The sequence below is a fragment of the Methylococcus sp. EFPC2 genome (genome assembly GCF_016925495.1).
GTDB lineage: Bacteria > Pseudomonadota > Gammaproteobacteria > Methylococcales > Methylococcaceae > EFPC2.
The window spans coordinates 759,744-777,123 of record NZ_CP070491.1; the positions used below are offsets into that span (position 1 = coordinate 759,744).

The following is a 17,380-nucleotide window of genomic DNA, read 5'->3' on the forward strand; positions in this document are numbered from 1 at the left end:
CATGAGCGAATCGCTGTTCAGCCCTTCCTGGTACCGGGTGGCGTCGCTGCAGCCGCGCTTGCGCAGTCATGCCCGGGTCCATCGCCACCATTACCGCGGGCAGCTCTGGTATGTGCTGCAGGACACGCTCGCCGGTCGTTATCATCGCTTCACGCCGGCCGCCCACTACGTCATTTCGCTCATGGACGGCCAGCGCACACTGCAGACGATCTGGACCCTGACGACGGAACACTTGGGTGATGACGCCCCCACTCAGGAAGAAATGATCCGTCTGCTCGGCCAGTTGCACGCCGGCGACCTCCTGCTGTGCGACGTCACGCCGGACAACCTGGAGTTGTTCCGGCGCTTCCTCCGGCAGGAACGGCAGAAATGGCTGCAAAGGCTGTGGAGCCCGCTGTCGCTGCGTTTTCCCCTGATCGATCCGGACCATTTCCTGACGCGCTGGGAGTTTCTGGTGCGTCCCCTGTTCGGCGGATTCGGTGCGCTGTTGTGGCTGCTCGTGGTGGGGTCTGCGGTCGTGCTGGGCGCGTCCCACTGGAACGAACTCACCCAGAACGCGGCCGACCGCGTGCTGGCGCCCAGCAATTTGCTCATCCTGTTTCTGGTCTATCCCCTCATCAAGGGCCTGCACGAGCTGGGCCATGCCTTTTCCACCAAGGTCTGGGGCGGGGAAGTCCACGAGCTGGGGGTGATGCTCATCGTCCTCATGCCGGTGCCCTATGTCGATGCCTCGGCCGCCTCGGCCTTCCGCGACAAGCGCCGGCGCATGGTGGTCGGCGCCGCCGGCATGCTGGTGGAGTTGTTCATCGCCTCGCTGGCACTGTTCGTCTGGCTGAACGTCGAACCGGGTCTGGTACGCTCGGTTGCCTTCAACGTCATCCTGATCGGCAGCGTGTCCACGCTGTTTTTCAACGGCAATCCGCTGTTGCGTTTCGACGGGTACTACATTTTCGCGGACGCGGTCGAACTCCCCAACCTGGCCAGCCGCTCCAACCAATATCTCGCCTATCTCGCGCAGCGTTATCTGTTCGGGCTGCACGACGCCAAGTCGAATGTCGGAACGGAGGGCGAGCGCATCTGGCTGACCGTCTACGGCGTCGCGTCGTTCGCCTATCGCTTGTTCGTCACCTTCAGCATCATCCTCTTCATCGCCGGCAAATTCTTCGTGGTCGGTATCGTTCTGGCCATCTGGGCGGTGGCGACCATGGTCGCCGTGCCGTTGGGCAAGAACATCCATTTCCTGTTGAACAGCCCGGCCATCGAAAAAAAACGGGCGCGGGCGATCTCGGTCACCGCCGGCCTGTTGCTGGCCGCGGTTCTGCTCCTGTTCGGCGCACCGTTTCCGCTACACACGCAGTCCGAGGGCGTGGTGTGGTTGCCGGACAAGGCCCATGTGCGCGCCGAGACGGCCGGTTTCGTGCGGCGCCTTTTGGTGGCGCCGAACAGTCGCGTCAAGAGCGGCGACGCCTTGTTCGAAACCGAGGATCCCTTGCTTGCCCGGCAGCTGGCGGTGCTCGAATACCGTCAGCGCGAACTCGAAGCCCGCTATAACGCCGAATGGCGCGAGGATTACGGCAAGGCCCAGTTGATCCGCGAGGAACTGGCCTCGGTGAACGCCGAGTTGGAACGGGCCCGCGAGCGGGTGGCCAATCTGACGATACGCAGCCACGAGGACGGCGTGCTCGTTGTGCCCAAGGCCGAGGATTTGATCGACAAGTGGTTCAAGCAGGGTGAATCGATCGCCTACGTGGTGGGTCATCCCGTGGCCACGGTGCGGGCCGTGGTGACCCAGGACCGCATCGGCTTGATGCGCCAACGCGTCGAGAGCGTGGAGCTGCGGTTGGCGGAGGACGTGACGCGCATCTACCCGGGGCGGATAGAGCGCGAAGTGCCGGCGGCCTCCGACAAGCTGCCGAGCACGGCCCTGGGGCAGGGGGGCGGGGGCGAAATCGCGGTCGATCCGTCGGACAAGCAGGGCGCCAAGGCCTTCGAGACCGTCTTCCAGTTCGACATCGCCCTGCCCGAGCAGAGCGCGCTGCGCAACCTGGGCGGCCGCGTCTACGTGCGCTTCGATCACGGCAGCGAACCGCTGGCCTGGCAGGCTTATCGCAAACTGCGGCAGTTGTTCCTCAGCAAGTTCAGCGTCTGAGCCATGCACGAGATCCTGCTGCCGAGCCCGGGCCTTACTTTGGGGCATTATCCCGAGCGTCCGGTGTCCGAGCGCAGCGTGCTGGAGCGCCTCGCCCACGGGGCGGTCGGTTGGGTGCGACAGCGGCGTTATGGCCGGATCTCCGGCTTGGATCGCTTCGTGGCGGAGGTGAATCGGCATGAGGCGGATGTCGCTCCGCTCGCCTCCCCGGCGCTGGAGGAAAAACTGCGCGGCGTGCGTTTCGATCTGGTGCGCCATGGCTTACGCGACGACGTGGTCGCCCGGGCGTTCGCGCTGATCCGCGAAGTCTCGCGCCGCACCTTGGGGCTGCGGCATTTCGACGTGCAGGTCATGGGCGGCTGGCTGATGCTCAACGGTCTGATCGCGGAAATGGAAACCGGCGAGGGCAAAACCCTGACCGCCACCCTGCCGGCCTGCACCGCGGCGCTGGCCGGGGTGCCCGTGCACATCGTGACGGTCAACGACTATCTGGTGAAGCGCGACGCGAACTGGGCCGAGCCCCTGTGCCGGGCGCTGGGCCTGACGGTGGGCGCGATTACCCAGGAGCTCGACGGCCCCGCCCGTCAACAGGCCTATGCCTGCGACATCACCTATTGCACCAGCAACCAGCTGGTTTTCGATTATCTCAAGGACCGCTTGACCCTGGGTCGTTCCTACAGCCGGCTGCAATTGCAGATGGAACGCTTGGGCCGGGAGCGCGAGCGGGACAAGGCCTTGTTGCTGCGGGGCCTGTGTTACGCCATCGTCGACGAGGCCGACAGCGTGTTCATCGACGAGGCGCGCACCCCGCTGATCATCTCCCAGGAAAAATCGGCGCTCGACGAGCAGCGCCTCTACCAGGAAGCGCTGGAACTGGCGGGCGGCCTGCAGGAAGGACAGGATTTCATGCTCATGGAACGGGCGCGGACCGTCGAACTGACGCCTTACGGCAAGACGCGCGTCGCCGAACGGGCCGCGTCGCTGGGCGGGATATGGCGCGGCAAGCGCAGGCAGCGGGAATTGGTCGTGCAGGCCTTGAGCGCCCTGCATCTGTTCGTGCGCGACCGGCATTACATCATCGCCGACGGCAAGGTACAGATCGTCGACGAGTTCACCGGCCGCGTCATGGCGGACCGCTCCTGGGAGCGCGGCCTGCATCAGCTCATCGAGGCCAAGGAGGGCTGCGCGCTGACCAGCCGCAAGGAAACGCTGGCCAAGATCAGTTACCAGCAATTCTTCCGCCGCTACCTCCGCCTGGCCGGGATGACCGGCACGGCCAAGGAGGTCGCCGGCGAACTGTGGGCGGTGTACGGGCTGAACGTGGTGCGCGTGCCCACGCATCGGCCGATACGGCGCGTCGCTCACCCCGTACGCGTGTTTCCGACGGCCCCCGAGAAATGGCAGGCCATCGTCGAGCGCATCGCCGAGATTCATGCCCGGGGCCGGCCGGTGCTGGTCGGCACCCGTTCGGTCGCCGCGTCCGAACACCTCAGCGGGCTGCTGATTGCCAGGAAACTTCCGCACCAGGTGCTCAACGCCCGCCAGGATGCCCACGAGGCCGATCTCATCGCCGCCGCGGGGGAGCGCGGCAGCATCGTGGTCGCCACCAACATGGCGGGCCGCGGCACCGATATCAAGCTGGCCGCCGGGGTGGTCGAACTGGGTGGATTGCATGTGATCGCGACGGAAATCCACGAATCCGGCCGGATTGACCGGCAGTTGTTCGGGCGTGGCGCCCGCCAGGGCGATCCCGGCAGTTATGAAATGCTGCTGGCGCTGGACGACGAACTGGTCCGGGTCTACGGCCGGGCGCTGCTGCGGAAACTGGTGGCGAGATCGCTGCGCGCCAACGACGCCCGACCGGCCCGCTGGCTGATGCGTTCGGCGCAGGACGCCGCCGAGAAATCGCATTCCAGGATACGGCGCGGCATGCTCAAGATGGACGAGCAGCGTAGAAATCTATTGGCTTTTTCGGGAACTTCGGAATGACGATGATGTGGAGCGGTAAACGCAACGGGGCGGCCGTGGCCTGCCTGTGGATGGCGGGTGCCTGGCCGGCTTTTGCGCTGGATGCCAAGGGCCTCGATTGCGTGATCGAACCCAAGATGACGGTGGAATTGAGCAGTCCGGTGCCCGGCGTGCTGGACGAGATACTGGTGGAGCGCGGCGCACGGGTCAGCAAGAACCAGGTGTTGGCGAAGCTGAAATCCGGCGTCGAGGAGGCCAACGTCAAGCTGGCCCGCGCCCAGGCCGAGCTGAACAGCGAGATCAACGCCTCGCAGGCGCGTCTTAACCTGAATGCCCGGGTGCATGGCCGTACCAGCGAATTGTTCAAGACGCAGATGGTTCCCCTGTCCGAAGCGGACGAGGCGGAGACCAAAAAAATCGTCGCCGAATACGAGCTCAAGAAGGCGAGGGAAGACAAGCAAATCGCCCATCTGGAACTGGAGCGCGCTAGCGAACTGCTGAAACAGCGCTCCCTGGCGAGCACGATAGACGGCGTCGTGGTCAAGCGATACAAGGCGCCGGGCGAATATGTCGAGGACCAGCCCGTGCTGAAGATCGCGCAGGACGATCCGCTCAATGTCGAGGTGATTGCGCCGTTGTCGCTCTACGGCACCATCCGCGAGGGCATGATGGGCGAGGTGCGGCCGGAAGAACCGGTCGGCGGCAAGCATGTGGCGCGGGTCAGCATCGTGGATACGGTCATCGATGCGGCGAGCGGAACTTTTGGGATCCGCCTGGAGCTTCCCAACCCGCAACACCAGGTGCCGGCGGGCGTGCGCTGCGACATCCGCTTTCTGACCGGCGAATCGACCCCGTCCCGCTGAGTGCGGACGGGGAGCAGCCCCCTCGGCGCGCCATTTTCGCGCTTCCAAGCGTTACAGCTTACAGAAAACGGAGTATCGCCATGGCACACTCAAAATCGTTCGCCCGACTGATGCAAACCCTGCGCGTCGCGGATCTCGCCGAGCGGCGCGGCATGCCCGGGCTGGAGGCCCTGGAACAGTGCCGGGCGGACCGCCGACGGTTCATGAAGATGGCCGGTGTGGCGGCGGGAACCCTGATGGTGCCGGGACGCTGGGAACTCGCGGCACAGCCGGTGAGCGCAAGCGTCGGTATCGTCGGCGCCGGCCTGGCCGGGCTTTCCTGCGCCTATGCCTTGCAGAAGAAAGGCCTCACAGCCCAGATTTTCGATGCCGGGGAGCGTGCGGGCGGACGCTGCTGGTCGCTGCCCCATGTTTTTCCCGGCCAGGTCGCGGAACGGGGCGGGGAATTGATCGACAATCTCGGCAAGACCATGCTCGGCTATGTTCAGGAATTCGGCCTGCAAGTGGAGGACTTGTCGAAACAGCCGGGGGATGTCGTTTACTTCTTCGACGGTCAAGCTATCCCCGAGTCCACGGTGGTCGAGGAGTACCGCGCATTCGTCGGGTCCATGCGGGCCGATTTGACCCGGTTGTCCAACGGGCCCACCGCCGACAGCCACAATCCCTATGACGTCGGGATCGATAATCTGAGCATCGCGGAATACCTCGATAGCCGCGGCGCGAGCCCTCTGCTCAACAAGCTCATCAGCGTCATCTACAACATCGAGTACGGGCTGGAGGCCGATCAGCAAAGCGCCTTGAACCTGCTGCTGTTCATCCATGCCGACAAGCGCTCCAAATTCACGCCGTTCGGGGTGTTCAGCGACGAGCGTTACCACATCGTCGGCGGCAACGACCAGGTCGTCTCGGGTCTGCTCGGCCGGCTGGGGGGACAGGTCAATCTCGGCATGAAGCTCCTCCGTGTCCGCAAGACGGCCGGCGGCCGGGTCGAATTGAGCTTCGACACCGGCTCGAAAACGGTCTCCCAGGCTTTCGATGCCGTGGTCATCGCCGTTCCCTTCACGACGCTGCGCGAAGTCGAACTGGATGCGAGCCTGGGTTTTCCGCAGTGGAAGCTCGATGCCATCCATCAACTCGGCTATGGCAGCAATGCCAAGCTGATGGTCGGCTTCGATGGACCGTCATGGCGCGGTTTGGGAGGCGATGGCGCCTCCTATGCGGATCTGGCCCATCTGCAAAGCACCTGGGAGACCAACCCCACGCTGGCCACGGCCGAGCATGCCGTGCTGACCGACTACACCGGCGGCGACCTGGGCGCGAGCCTGGACCCGGCCGCTCCGCAGATCGAGGTCGCCCGCTTCCTGAACGATCTCGACGGGGTCTATCCGGGGGCATCCGCTACCGCCAGCCGGCTCGCCGACAACGCGTACCTCGCGCACCTGGAGCACTGGCCATCGAACCCCTTGGCGCAAGGTAGCTACACCTGCTACAGGCCAGGGCAGTTCACGACCATCGCCGGCAATGAAGGAAAACCGATCGGCAACGTCTATTTTGCCGGAGAACATGCCAACTCCTTCTACGAGTGGCAGGGGTTCATGGAAGGCGCGGCGCTGTCGGGTATCGATGCGGCTCAGCAGATACTGGCCGATCTGAAAAAATGAAGCGACATGGGCGGCCGGCCGAATGAAATGGCGGGGTCGCGGAGCGTGGCTCGACGACCCGTGCGGCCTCGCATTTCCCGCAACAAGCCTGTCACACGGGTCTCTTATCCTGTTCGCCCCGATCGTCATGAAGCGTCGCGATTCATTTTGCCGCATTAAAGCGGTCTCCCGATTTTGCATCTGTGTGCTCCTGCTGAGCGGATGCGCGCTGCCTGCATCGAGGGAAGAAAGCTTGGCACTGGAAAAGCGCGTCGCGCAATTGGAGCGCGAGGTGAGGCAATTCCATGCGGAGCGCAGCTCCGCCGTCGCCGATGCACATCCCTCGAACGAGCAAGACCAGAGTGCCCGGCTTTCGGCGCTCTTCAGCGAGCGCCGGCGCTTATTGAAAAGCTATACCCCACAGCATCCGTCCATCAAACTGCTAGATCTCAAAATCAAGGAACTCTCGCAATTCGGGCCACAATAAACGCTGTCAGGCTGGCGACGGAGATCGGTACCACGGCCTTACCCCTTGCCGCGCTATGATTTTTGCAGGCAGCCGGCCGACCTGGACGCCAGCTTGCCTTGGCGGGTCGCGACACGATTAGAATGAGGCGTTTACAGTCGGCGCGGGCATGGGCCCCATCAGGAGGAAGCAGGTATGGACGAAGGGCAACAAGCGATACTCCGCGTCGTTGAACGCCTCATGCTGGAAATTCAGCTCAGCCTTCCGCAAACGCTCGCGGCCACACAGCAACGCCAACTTCGGCACCGTATTCAGCGCATCCTGGAGCATGGCCGCGGCGAAGCACTGGCACCCGATTGGCGCGCCATCACCATCGTGATGGCGGACATACGAGGCTACACGACGCTGTCGGAACGCTATCCCGCCGACGTCATGTTCGAGATGCTCAACGGTCACGTGGCGATGATGTCGGAAATCATCGCGCGGCACGGGGGTAGCATCGATAAGCTGATGGGCGACGGCATCATGGTCTTGTTTGGCGCCCCGACGGCTCAGCAAGACCATGTCCAACGGGCGTTGAGTTGCGCAGTGGAGATGCAGCAAGCCATGGCGCGGGCCAATCAGGAGAGGCAGGCGAGGAACCTTCCGCCGATCTACATGGGGATAGGCGTCAACAGCGGGAATGTGTTCGCCGGATTGATAGGCGCGGACTGGCATCGGGAATACACCGTGATCGGCTCCGAAGTGAACCTGGCCGCGCGCATAGAGGCTCAGAGCATGCGAGGGCAGATCCTCATCAGCGAAAACTCCTACGCCGCCGCGCGGGGTGACGTGATGGTCGGCGAGCCCATTGCGCTGCAGGTCAAAGGACGTTCGGAGACGATCACGGTTTACGAACTGTTGGGTATGCAACGCCCCGAGCACAGGACGGTGCCCCGTTGCGAACTGCGCAAAAGCCCGCGGGTCGCCATCCGCATGCCTTGCCATTTCCAGCGCCTGCAGCAGAAAAGCGTGCTTGCGCCCGTCCATCGGGGGCAAGTGGTGGATTTGGGCTATCACGGCCTGGGTATGATCAGTCCCGTGCCTCTGGAGACTCGAGGCGAGATCAAGATGGCGCTCTCGCTCCAACTGCTCGGCGACCTGACCCGCGATGTGTACGCGCGCATCGTCGCGCCACCGGACAAGGAGAACGAAGGCTACCGCTGCCGGATGGAATTTACCGACATCGACATGGAAGGCCAGCAAGTCATCAAGCAGTTCGTCGACAGCCAACTGAGCCGCGCATGGGCGTAAACCTTCACGCCTAGTCTTCGTCCAGCGCCGAAAAACGCCCGGCCAGAAAATCGAGCAGCGCCCGCACGGCGGGCAGCAGGCCGCGTCGGGACGGGAATACGGCATGGATGATTTCCCGCCGCGGCGCCCAGTCCGGCAGCAGCCGAACCAGCGTATTCTCCGCCAACCGGTCGCGCACCATCATCACCGGCAGTTGCACGATGCCGACGCCGGCGAGTGCCGCGCCGCACAGGGCGATCATGTCGCCGGTGACATAACGCGGCCTATGGTGGATCGCGGCCTGCGCTCCGTCGGGTCCGAACAGATTCCAGACATATTCCTGCTGCGGATCGCCCAGCCCCAGGCTGGGCCATTCCGCCAGGTCGGCGGGTGTTTGCGGTACGCCCAGACGCCCGATCAACGCCGGACCGGCGACCAGGCATTGGCCACGGTCGGCCAGTACGCGCATCACCAGGTCGCTGTCCTGCAGCGGCGGCGGCCGCACCCGGATGGCGACGTCGATGGCTTCGCCCACCGGGTCGACGCGGCGATTGGTCGCTTCCAGATGCACCGTGATATGGGGATGCTCGGCCATGAAATCGGCCAACATCGTGCCGACGTGGGCGTGCAGCAAGGCGATCGGGCAGGTCACGCGGACGGTGCCGCGAGGTTCCGCACGCGTCATCTCAACCGCCGCCTGGGCCGCTTCCGCCTCCACCAGCATGGCCTTGCAGTGTTCGTAGTAGCTGCGGCCGATTTCGGTCACGGCGAACCGACGGGTCGATCGCTGGATCAAACGCACACCCAGCCGCTCTTCCAGCAGCGCGATGCGGCGGCTGAGCTTGGACTTAGGCATGCCCAAGGCACGGCCCGCCGGCGCGAAACCGCCGTGATCCACCGCCTGGACGTAGTAGTAGAGATCGTTCAGGTCTTGCATGGGCCTTATCGTTCCATTTATGAGACTTTGAAGCGTAATAGTAACGACTACTGATCCCGTCGTCTCATTAGTATCATCTATCCAACGCTTAAGTTAAGCGCACGTCAGGAGATGAAGATGAAAAGAGTCCTCGGTGTTTACAGCGCGCCCCGCCCCCACTGGGTGGGCGACGGCTTTCCGGTGCGTTCCCTTTTTTCCTATTCCAGCCACGGCAAGCAGCTCAGCCCCTTCCTGCTGCTCGACTATGCCGGCCCGGCCGATTTCACGCCCACCGACAGGCCGCGCGGAGTCGGGCCGCATCCGCATCGCGGCTTCGAGACGGTCACCCTCGTTTACAAGGGCGAAGTGGCGCACCGCGATTCGACGGGCCAAGGCGGCGTCATCGGCCCCGGCGACGTGCAATGGATGACGGCGGGCGCCGGCATCCTGCACGAGGAGTTCCACTCCCAGGCGTTCACGCAATCGGGCGGTGCGCTGGAAATGGTGCAACTGTGGGTGAATTTGCCGGCCAAGGACAAGATGACCGCGCCGGGCTACCAGGCCATCCTGGCCCGCGACATCCCGACCGTGGATCTGCCCGGCGGCGCCGGAGCCTTGCGCGTGATCGCGGGCGAGTATGGCGGGCATGCCGGCCCGGCCCGGACATTCTCGCCCATGCAGCTCTGGGACATCCGGCTGACACAAGGCGGCACGCTTGAGTTGGCGTTGCCCGAGGGATGGAACGCGGCGCTGATCGTCCTGCACGGTACGATTTCGGTGAACGACGGCACGGTCGCTCGGGAAGCGCAGATGGTCGTGCTGGATCAGGCCGGGGACGGCCTGATTGTCGAGGTCAGCAACGACGCCTCGGTGCTGCTGCTGAGCGGCGAGCCCATAAACGAACCCATCGCCGGTTACGGGCCGTTCGTGATGAACAGCCGGGAAGAGATCGAGCAGGCCATCGCCGATTTCAACGGCGGCCGCTTCGGCCGGATGGAGAGCTAGCTTCCGCCCGGCCGCCTCAGGGCGGCCGGGCAATCCGGTGCCTACGCGCCACTCAACCTTAGCAAAGGAGTTTTAAGCATGAGTAAACCCTACGTTCGTCTCGACAAGAACAATGCCGCCGTCCTGCTGGTCGATCACCAGGCCGGCCTGTTGTCCCTGGTCCGGGATATCGAGCCCGACCGGTTCAAGAACAATGTCTTGGCCCTGGCCGATCTGGCCAGGTATTTCAAGCTGCCGACCATCCTCACCACCAGCTTCGAGGATGGCCCTAATGGACCCATCGTACCCGAGCTGAAGGAAACCTTCCCGGATGCACCGTATATCGCCCGGCCGGGTCAGATCAATGCCTGGGACAACGAAGATTTCGTCAAGGCGGTCAGGGCCACGGGCAGGAAGCAGCTCCTCATCGCCGGCGTGGTCACCGAGGTCTGCGTGGCTTTCCCGACTTTGTCGGCTCTGGAAGAAGGTTACGACGTATTCGTGGTGACCGACGCCTCCGGCACCTTCAACGAACTCACCCGGAAATCCGCCTGGGATCGCGTGTCGGCGGCGGGCGCCCAGTTGATCACCTGGTTTGGGGTCGCCTGCGAACTGCACCGCGACTGGCGCAACGACGTCGAAGGCCTGGGCGCCTTGTTCTCCAGCCACATCCCCGACTACCGCAACCTGATCACCAGCTACACCACGCTGAAGGCGGCGAAATAAGCCGCGTCCCCGTCCGCTCGGGCGGACGGGAAACTTGCTCCTTATGCACTCGGCGGGCATCGCATTCGATCCGCTGAGTCTGGCGTCGCGGCGGACGCGCACGGCGTTTCGTCGGGGTGGCCGCCGCTGCGCGTCATCATCCTGTAATGGCTCAGGCGCTAGACTCGCGCGTTCGAAGCCATGGCGGCGTGAAGGATTTTCCATAAGGGGTCAGCGGGTGCTTATTCGACACAAGGTCATACTGGGCGTCATCGTCACGGTAGCGCTGCTGGCCGGCATGCTGGCCCTGATAGGCAGCGTCACCACGCACCGGGCCGAGGAGGATTTGATCGCCGCGGTCCACCAGAATCGGTCGGTCCTCTGGTCGAATGCCTTGTTGGAGCAGACGGATTCCATGAAGGCCGGGATGAAGGAAATCGAAGAGGATTTCAACATCCGCAAGGCCCTGAAAGAAAACGACGGCGCGGCTTTGCAGGACAGCGCGCGAACCGCGTACGAACTGATGAAGGATACCGGCCGGTTCGACGGCATCCAGATATTCGACGTCAACGGCAAGGCCGTGTTTTCCGCTCCCGATGAACAACCCGGCCTGTCCGACGCCGCGCTGATCGAACGGGCCGTGCGGACCGGCCAGCCGCTCAGCAGTCTGGCGACCGATGCCCATGGCCGGCCGGTCAACGTCCTGGCCGCCCCCCTGCAAATGGGCCGTGAGCATGAAATCGTCGGCGCAGCCTTGTTCGTCAGCCGGCTGGATGCGCCGCTGAATCTATTGAACCAGTTCGATCAGTCGGAAAGCCGGGTGCTCTCCGGAGGAGAATCCCAGCCCCCATCGCTACCCGCAGACCTGGAAGTCGACATGCCGGAGGCGGGTGAAAAGGCCTTCGTCGTCGCCAAGCGCGGGGATCGCGTTTACTCCGTCGGTATGCAGCCAATCCGGAATCTGGACCATCTGGCGGTCGGGCATCTGGTCAGCGTCAAGGATCAAACCGACTACTACCGGGCGCGCGCCCTGTTCAGCCTTAGCGCTTACGTCGGCACCGCCGTCATCACGCTGTTCGCGCTGTATCTTCTTTACCGATACCAGAAAAAGGCCTTGGCGCCCTTGATGGTGGGTGTCGCCCGCGCCCGGCAAATCGCCCGGGGGGATTTTTCGTCCGGTATCGCATCCTATGGGCGCGATGACGAAATCGGCCAGATGCTGGATGCATTGAACGGCATACAAAGTACGCTGCAATCGCTGATCACCGAAATCAGCGGACAAACCGAGGCGGCGATCGCCGGCGAGTTGAAACGCCGTGCCGATCCCTCGCAGCATCAGGGCGATTACCGCAAGATCACCCAGGGCTTGAACGACACGCTGGATGCCGTGATCGGGCCGCTGGCCATGGCGGCAGACTATGTCCAGCGCATAGGGCGGGGCGACATCCCGCCCAAAATCACCGCGTCCTATCCCGGCGAGTTCAACACGCTCAAGCACAACCTCAACCAGGCCATCGACAACGTCAATGCCTTGATTGCCGATACCCTGTTGCTATCCCGGTCCGCCGTGGAAGGTAAGCTGTCCACCCGCGTCGACGCTTCCAAGCATCAGGGCGACTACGCCAAGATCGTGCAGGGCGTGAACGAGACCCTGGACGCGGTGACCTCGCCGATCAGTCTGGCCGCCCGCTACATCGAATCGATCGCCCGCGGCGACATGCCCGAGAAGATCACCGGAGGTTTCAGGGGCGATTTCGATACGCTCAAGGACAGCCTCAACCTGGCCATCGACAACATCAAGCTTCTGGTGGTCGAGACCGACGATTTGGTGCGGGCCGCCACGGCCGGCGACCTCGCCGTACGGGCCGATACAAGCCGGCTGCACGGCGAGTACCGCAAGATCGTACAGGGCATCAACGACACGCTCGACGCCATCGTGGTCCCCATCGACGACGTGGTCAGGGTGCTGGCCGCCCTGGCCCGGAACGACCTCGGCCAGAAGATCGCGGCCGGTCATCGCGGCACCTTTGCCCGCTTGAGCGATGACGTCAACACCTCCGTGAACAATTTGGCGAACAGCGTCGGCCACATCAAGGAAGCGACCGACGCAATCGGAGCCGCCGCCCGGGAAATTGCGGCCGGCAATGCCGATCTTTCGCAGCGCACCGAAAAGCAGGCCCTCAGTCTGCAAAAAACGGCGGAGACCATGGACCGGATGGCGGCGACCGTGCGACAGAATGCCGACAGAGCCGCTCAGGCCAACGCCATGGCGATGGCGGCATCGAACGTGGCGGGCCAGGGCGGTCAGATGGTGCGCAGCGTGGTGGCCACCATGGGGGAGATCAATGAGAGTGCGGGGCGGATCGCCGACATCATCGGCGTCATCGACGGCATCGCTTTCCAGACCAACATTCTGGCCCTCAATGCGGCGGTGGAGGCCGCTCGCGCCGGAGAACAGGGGCGCGGTTTCGCGGTGGTCGCGGGCGAGGTGCGCAGCCTGGCCCAACGCTCGGCGGCGGCGGCGAGGGAAATCAAGTCATTGATAGGCGATTCCGTAGGCAAAGTGCAAAACGGCGCACAGTTGGTGGAGGAAACCGGGCAGACCATGGAAAAAATCGTCGCCTCCGTCAGCGGGGTCACCGATTTCATGGCGGAGATTGCCGCAGCCACGGCGGAACAGAGCCGTGGTATCGAGGACGTGAACAGAACCGTAACGGGGATGGATGAGGTCACCCAACACAATGCCGCCCTGGTGGAAGAGGCGGCGGCCGCCGCCAAGTCGCTCGAGGCGCAAGTCGCGATGCTGTCGGACACCATGGGTCGATTCCGTCTTGGCGCCGACGACGGGGAGACGGGCGGTCTCGTTCTTCCCCATGACCTTCTGCAGCGGCCGTCGCGAGGACTACGCGCGTTCAGGGCAAACGGCTTTGCGCTACTCGACGCCCCGGCGACAGATCTGCGCCAATCATCCGCGGTCGATCATTCCCGCTAGGTGCGGCGCTTTCGCCGTCCCGCGTCGGCGCCGGCGCGCGAGTCCGGGCAATTACCCGCAGCGGGCGATATCCAGGTTCAGAACATGAAGAAATAGGCGAACGTCGAAGCGGCCGTGGCAATGGCGACGAGCCGCCAGTTTCGTTCGACCCAGCGCGCCTGGCGGGTTTGCCGCAGCAAACCGGAATAATCCAGCAAGGCGGCGCTGGCTTTCATCCACCACGAATAGACCCGGCGCAGCAGTTTGTACAGAAGATAAAGCGCAAGCGACAAACCCGTGTAAGCGGTCGCGACTTCTCCGCTGTGGTGCGAAAGGCCGACGACCTCTATGAAGAAATCGTCCAGCAGGCTTTCGATGACTTCCAATGCCAGGTGCAGCCAGTGCAGAAGCAGATGCAGGAGGTCATCGCCGAACAGCCAAATCGCGCCCGCGGCCAGGGCGAGGAGGGTCAATTTCCGTTGGGCGGCCGGTAGGTTACGTGCCATCCGGCTCAACCGTCCGATCTGGACGCTCTTTCCTTCGAACATGGGTCTGCCTCAAGTAGGGGTTATCGTCTCGCGCGAGTTTTAGGGGATGCGGGCGGCACGCGGTGCTCAGCCGGTATTGCGCATGCCCGCCGCGATGGCGTTGATGGTGCGCAGCAGGGGCAAGGTCCAGGGGCTTTGCTCCGAGCCGTCCTCCTGCTCGTGACGCACCCGCTTGAGCAGGGCGACCTGGATGGTGTTGAGCGGCCCCAGCAAGGCATTGCGCCGATGCAGCGAGGCGGCGAGGGACGGGTTGTCGGCGATCAGACTGTCCACCTCGGCCACCTTCAACACCCAGTCCACGCAGCGCTCGTGTTCCTCCTTGATGAGACCATAAGCGCGTCCCGCCGATTCGGCGTCGGCGCACAGGGCGGCGTAGGAGTGGGCGACGGCCATGTCGGACTTGCACAAGGCCATTTGCGCGTTGCTCAGCAAATTGCGGAAAAACGGCAGGTCGCGATACAGGGCGCGCAGCCGCGCCAGACGGCTGTCGTCGCCCGCACACCAGGTTTCCAGGGCCGTCCCTATGCCGTACCAGGCCGGGAAGGTCTGCCGCGACTGGGCCCAGGCGAATACCCAGGCGATGGCGCGCACCGATTGCTTGGAACGGTCCTGCTTCTTGCGGTGTGAGGGCCGCGAGCCGAGGTTGAGCAGGCCGATTTCGCTGACCGGCGTGGATTCGTAGAAATAGTCCAGGAAGCCCGGCGTGTGCTCGGTCAGTTCGCGGAAGTGCCGCTCGCTGATGCGCGACAATTCGTCCATCACCGCCAAATCGTCGGCGCGGTCCGGCGGCGTTGGCCGTACCAGGCTTACGCTGGCCTTGAGTAGGCCGGTGACGCCCATGGTGAGTTCGTAGACTGCGGTTTCCATGTTGTTGTAACGGTAGAACAAGACCTCGCCCTGCTCGGTGAACTTGATTTGTCCGCGCACGGTGTCCGGCGGCTGCGCCAGGATGGCCTGGTGGGTGGGGCCGCCGCCGCGGCCCACCGTGCCGCCGCGCCCGTGGAACAGCCGGCACTGGACGCCGCGCGACTGCGACAGCGCGACGATCTTCTTCTGCGCCTGGTACAGATTCCAGGCCGATGCCAGGATGCCGCCGTCCTTGCTGGAGTCGGAGTAGCCTAACATCACTTCCTGACAGTTGCCTGACGCGGCCAGCAGGTCGCGGTACACCGGGGTGTCGAGCAAGGCGGCCAGCACCGGCTCGATATGGGCGAGGTCTTGTATGGTCTCGAACAGCGGGCTGACGCCGATCTGGCAATGCCAATGACCGCCCACGCGGCCGACCAGCCCTTCCTGCGCGGCCAGGAACAGCACTTCCAGCACGTGGCTGGCGGCATGGGTCATGGAGATGACGTAGCGGCCGAAACATTCCGGGCCGATCTCGCGCCGCATCCGCGCCATGACCGCGAATACCCGCAAGGTTTCCCGGGTCGGCTCGGACAGGGTAGCGGGATCGTGAACGATGCCGCCCGGCTGCACGATGGCCTCGCACAGTACGATCAGGCGCTGCTCCTCGGTCAGGGCGGCGTAGTCCAGGCCCAATGCGTGCCGGAGGATTTCCGCGACGGCCGCGCTGTGGCGCCCGGATTCCTGGCGCACGTCCAGTTGCATGAGGTGGAAGCCGAAGGTTTCCGCCAGCCGGATCGCGTCCTGCAGGCCGCGTTCCGCGACGGCCTGATCGCCGTGGCCCAGCAGGGAGTCGCGGATGAGCTGCAGATCGTGCAGGAAGGCGCCGGGATGGGTATAGGCTCGGGCGTCGTCGCCAATCGCCAGGCCGTCCACGGTGCGTCCGATCTCTTCCAGCTTGAGCTTCAGGCGGAATTTCATCAGCGTGAGCTTGTGGCGGTAGGGTTCCTGCAGATAAGGCTTTTCCATCGCCGCGATGGTCGGGCCCAGCAATTCCCGGTCGGCCTCCAGCGCTTGCAGGAAGTCCGCGCTGGGTTGGCAGAGTCCGTAGGAATGGGAAAGCTCCCCGCCGAGGTTGTCCAGTCGCCGGATGTATTCGCGCAAGATGGTACGCGCCTGCATGCGCACCGCCAGGGCGGTGATTTCCGGCGTGACGAAGGGATTACCGTCGCGGTCGCCGCCTATCCACGATCCGTAGCGCAGGAAACTCGGCAGCCGCAGTTCGTTGGCGCCGAAAACGTCGGCCAGGGAGCTCTCGAAATTGCGGTATACCTGGACCGTGGCTTCGAACAGGGAAAGGGGGAAATAAAACAGGCCGGCCGCGATTTCGTCCTCCACGCCCATGTGCCGGGCCCTGACCTCTTCGGTCTTCCACAACACCTCGATCTGGGTGCGCAGCTTCTCCAGGGTTTGCGTGCGGTAGTAGCCCTTGACGCGCGGATCGTCCAGGTCCTCGACGGTCAGGAACACCTCCCGCAGCGCGCTCTTGAGCGTGCGCCGCTTCGCCTCGGTGGGATGGGCGGTGAGCACGGGCATGTAGAGCAACTGGTCCAGCAGGGTCTGCAACTGCTCGTTATCCAGGCCCGCGTGCTTGAGCTGAAGCAGGGAGTCGTGGAAGGAATGGGGCCAGAAGTGCCCGCCGCGCGCCGCTTCCCGCCGCCGTATGCTCAGGCCGCTGGTTTCCTCGGCGATGCTGATGAGGCTGAAATAAAGCGTGTAGGCCCGCACCACCTGGCTGAGCGCGCTGGGGCTCAAGTCTTCGACGGTGGCCATCAGCTTCGCGCGCTTGCTGTCGTCGTCGCGGTGATCGCGGTCCGCGAAAGCCTTTTGCAACTGCCGCATCGCCGCCGATACTTCGGCCGTGGCCTGCGACTTCAGCACCCCGGTCAACAAGGTAGTCAACTGACGGATGCGGAATGTGAGATCTCGTTCGTAATCGTCGCTCATCGAATAAGCCGGGCTAAGTGTGAACTGCTGCGCGCATTGAATAGG

Annotated in this window: 12 protein-coding genes; 9 read left to right on the forward strand and 3 right to left on the reverse strand. The window is 64.0% G+C overall.

Going from position 1 to position 17,380, the window contains the following annotated elements:
• The first annotated feature begins 1 nt into the window (after window position 1).
• The 6 genes from JWZ97_RS03270 to JWZ97_RS03295 all read left to right on the forward strand — a co-directional run bounded on the left by JWZ97_RS03270 (window position 2) and on the right by JWZ97_RS03295 (window position 8,379).
• Window positions 2-2,149, forward strand: coding sequence for a hypothetical protein (locus JWZ97_RS03270; protein ID WP_205433357.1), 2,148 nt, complete (start codon window positions 2-4; stop codon window positions 2,147-2,149).
• Between the two features lie 3 nt (window positions 2,150-2,152).
• Complete coding sequence (locus JWZ97_RS03275; protein WP_205433358.1) at window positions 2,153-4,138, forward strand: preprotein translocase subunit SecA; 1,986 nt, start codon at window positions 2,153-2,155, stop codon at window positions 4,136-4,138.
• A complete protein-coding gene (locus JWZ97_RS03280; RefSeq protein WP_205433359.1) occupies window positions 4,135-4,980 on the forward strand; it encodes an efflux RND transporter periplasmic adaptor subunit in 846 nt (281 codons plus the stop codon). Before JWZ97_RS03275 ends, JWZ97_RS03280 begins: the two co-directional genes overlap by 4 nt.
• Before the next feature lie 80 nt (window positions 4,981-5,060).
• Complete coding sequence (locus JWZ97_RS03285; protein ID WP_205433360.1) at window positions 5,061-6,641, forward strand: NAD(P)/FAD-dependent oxidoreductase; 1,581 nt, start codon at window positions 5,061-5,063, stop codon at window positions 6,639-6,641.
• A gap of 127 nt (window positions 6,642-6,768) precedes the next feature.
• Complete coding sequence (locus tag JWZ97_RS03290) at window positions 6,769-7,107, forward strand: hypothetical protein (protein WP_205433361.1); 339 nt, start codon at window positions 6,769-6,771, stop codon at window positions 7,105-7,107.
• Between the two features lie 174 nt (window positions 7,108-7,281).
• Window positions 7,282-8,379 (forward strand): adenylate/guanylate cyclase domain-containing protein, encoded by a 1,098-nt coding sequence (locus tag JWZ97_RS03295; protein ID WP_205433362.1) that lies wholly within the window; start codon window positions 7,282-7,284, stop codon window positions 8,377-8,379.
• A gap of 10 nt (window positions 8,380-8,389) precedes the next feature.
• On the opposite strand, the gene JWZ97_RS03300 is transcribed toward JWZ97_RS03295, so the two are convergent.
• Window positions 8,390-9,295: a LysR family transcriptional regulator gene (locus tag JWZ97_RS03300; RefSeq protein WP_205433363.1), complete on the reverse strand. Its 906-nt coding sequence runs from the start codon at window positions 9,293-9,295 to the stop codon at window positions 8,390-8,392.
• A 117-nt stretch (window positions 9,296-9,412) separates the two neighbouring features.
• Between JWZ97_RS03300 and JWZ97_RS03305 the strand changes: the two genes are divergently transcribed.
• The 3 genes from JWZ97_RS03305 (at window position 9,413) to JWZ97_RS20205 (ending at window position 13,955) form a co-directional block, all read left to right on the forward strand.
• Window positions 9,413-10,279 (forward strand): pirin family protein, encoded by an 867-nt coding sequence (locus JWZ97_RS03305; protein WP_205433364.1) that lies wholly within the window; start codon window positions 9,413-9,415, stop codon window positions 10,277-10,279.
• A 78-nt stretch (window positions 10,280-10,357) separates the two neighbouring features.
• Window positions 10,358-10,984 (forward strand): isochorismate family cysteine hydrolase YcaC, encoded by a 627-nt coding sequence (gene ycaC / locus JWZ97_RS03310; RefSeq protein WP_205433365.1) that lies wholly within the window; start codon window positions 10,358-10,360, stop codon window positions 10,982-10,984.
• 217 nt (window positions 10,985-11,201) lie between these two features.
• Window positions 11,202-13,955, forward strand: coding sequence for a methyl-accepting chemotaxis protein (locus JWZ97_RS20205; protein ID WP_205433366.1), 2,754 nt, complete (start codon window positions 11,202-11,204; stop codon window positions 13,953-13,955).
• A gap of 77 nt (window positions 13,956-14,032) precedes the next feature.
• On the opposite strand, the gene JWZ97_RS03320 is transcribed toward JWZ97_RS20205, so the two are convergent.
• Together JWZ97_RS03320 and ppc are read right to left on the reverse strand one after the other, a co-directional pair.
• Entirely contained in the window at window positions 14,033-14,440 is a 408-nt protein-coding gene (locus JWZ97_RS03320; protein ID WP_205433367.1) for a hypothetical protein, read from the reverse strand.
• A 108-nt stretch (window positions 14,441-14,548) separates the two neighbouring features.
• On the reverse strand, window positions 14,549-17,335 hold the full coding sequence (gene ppc, locus JWZ97_RS03325; protein WP_205433368.1) for a phosphoenolpyruvate carboxylase: 2,787 nt from the start codon (window positions 17,333-17,335) through the stop codon (window positions 14,549-14,551).
• Between the last annotated feature and the right edge of the window lie 45 nt (window positions 17,336-17,380).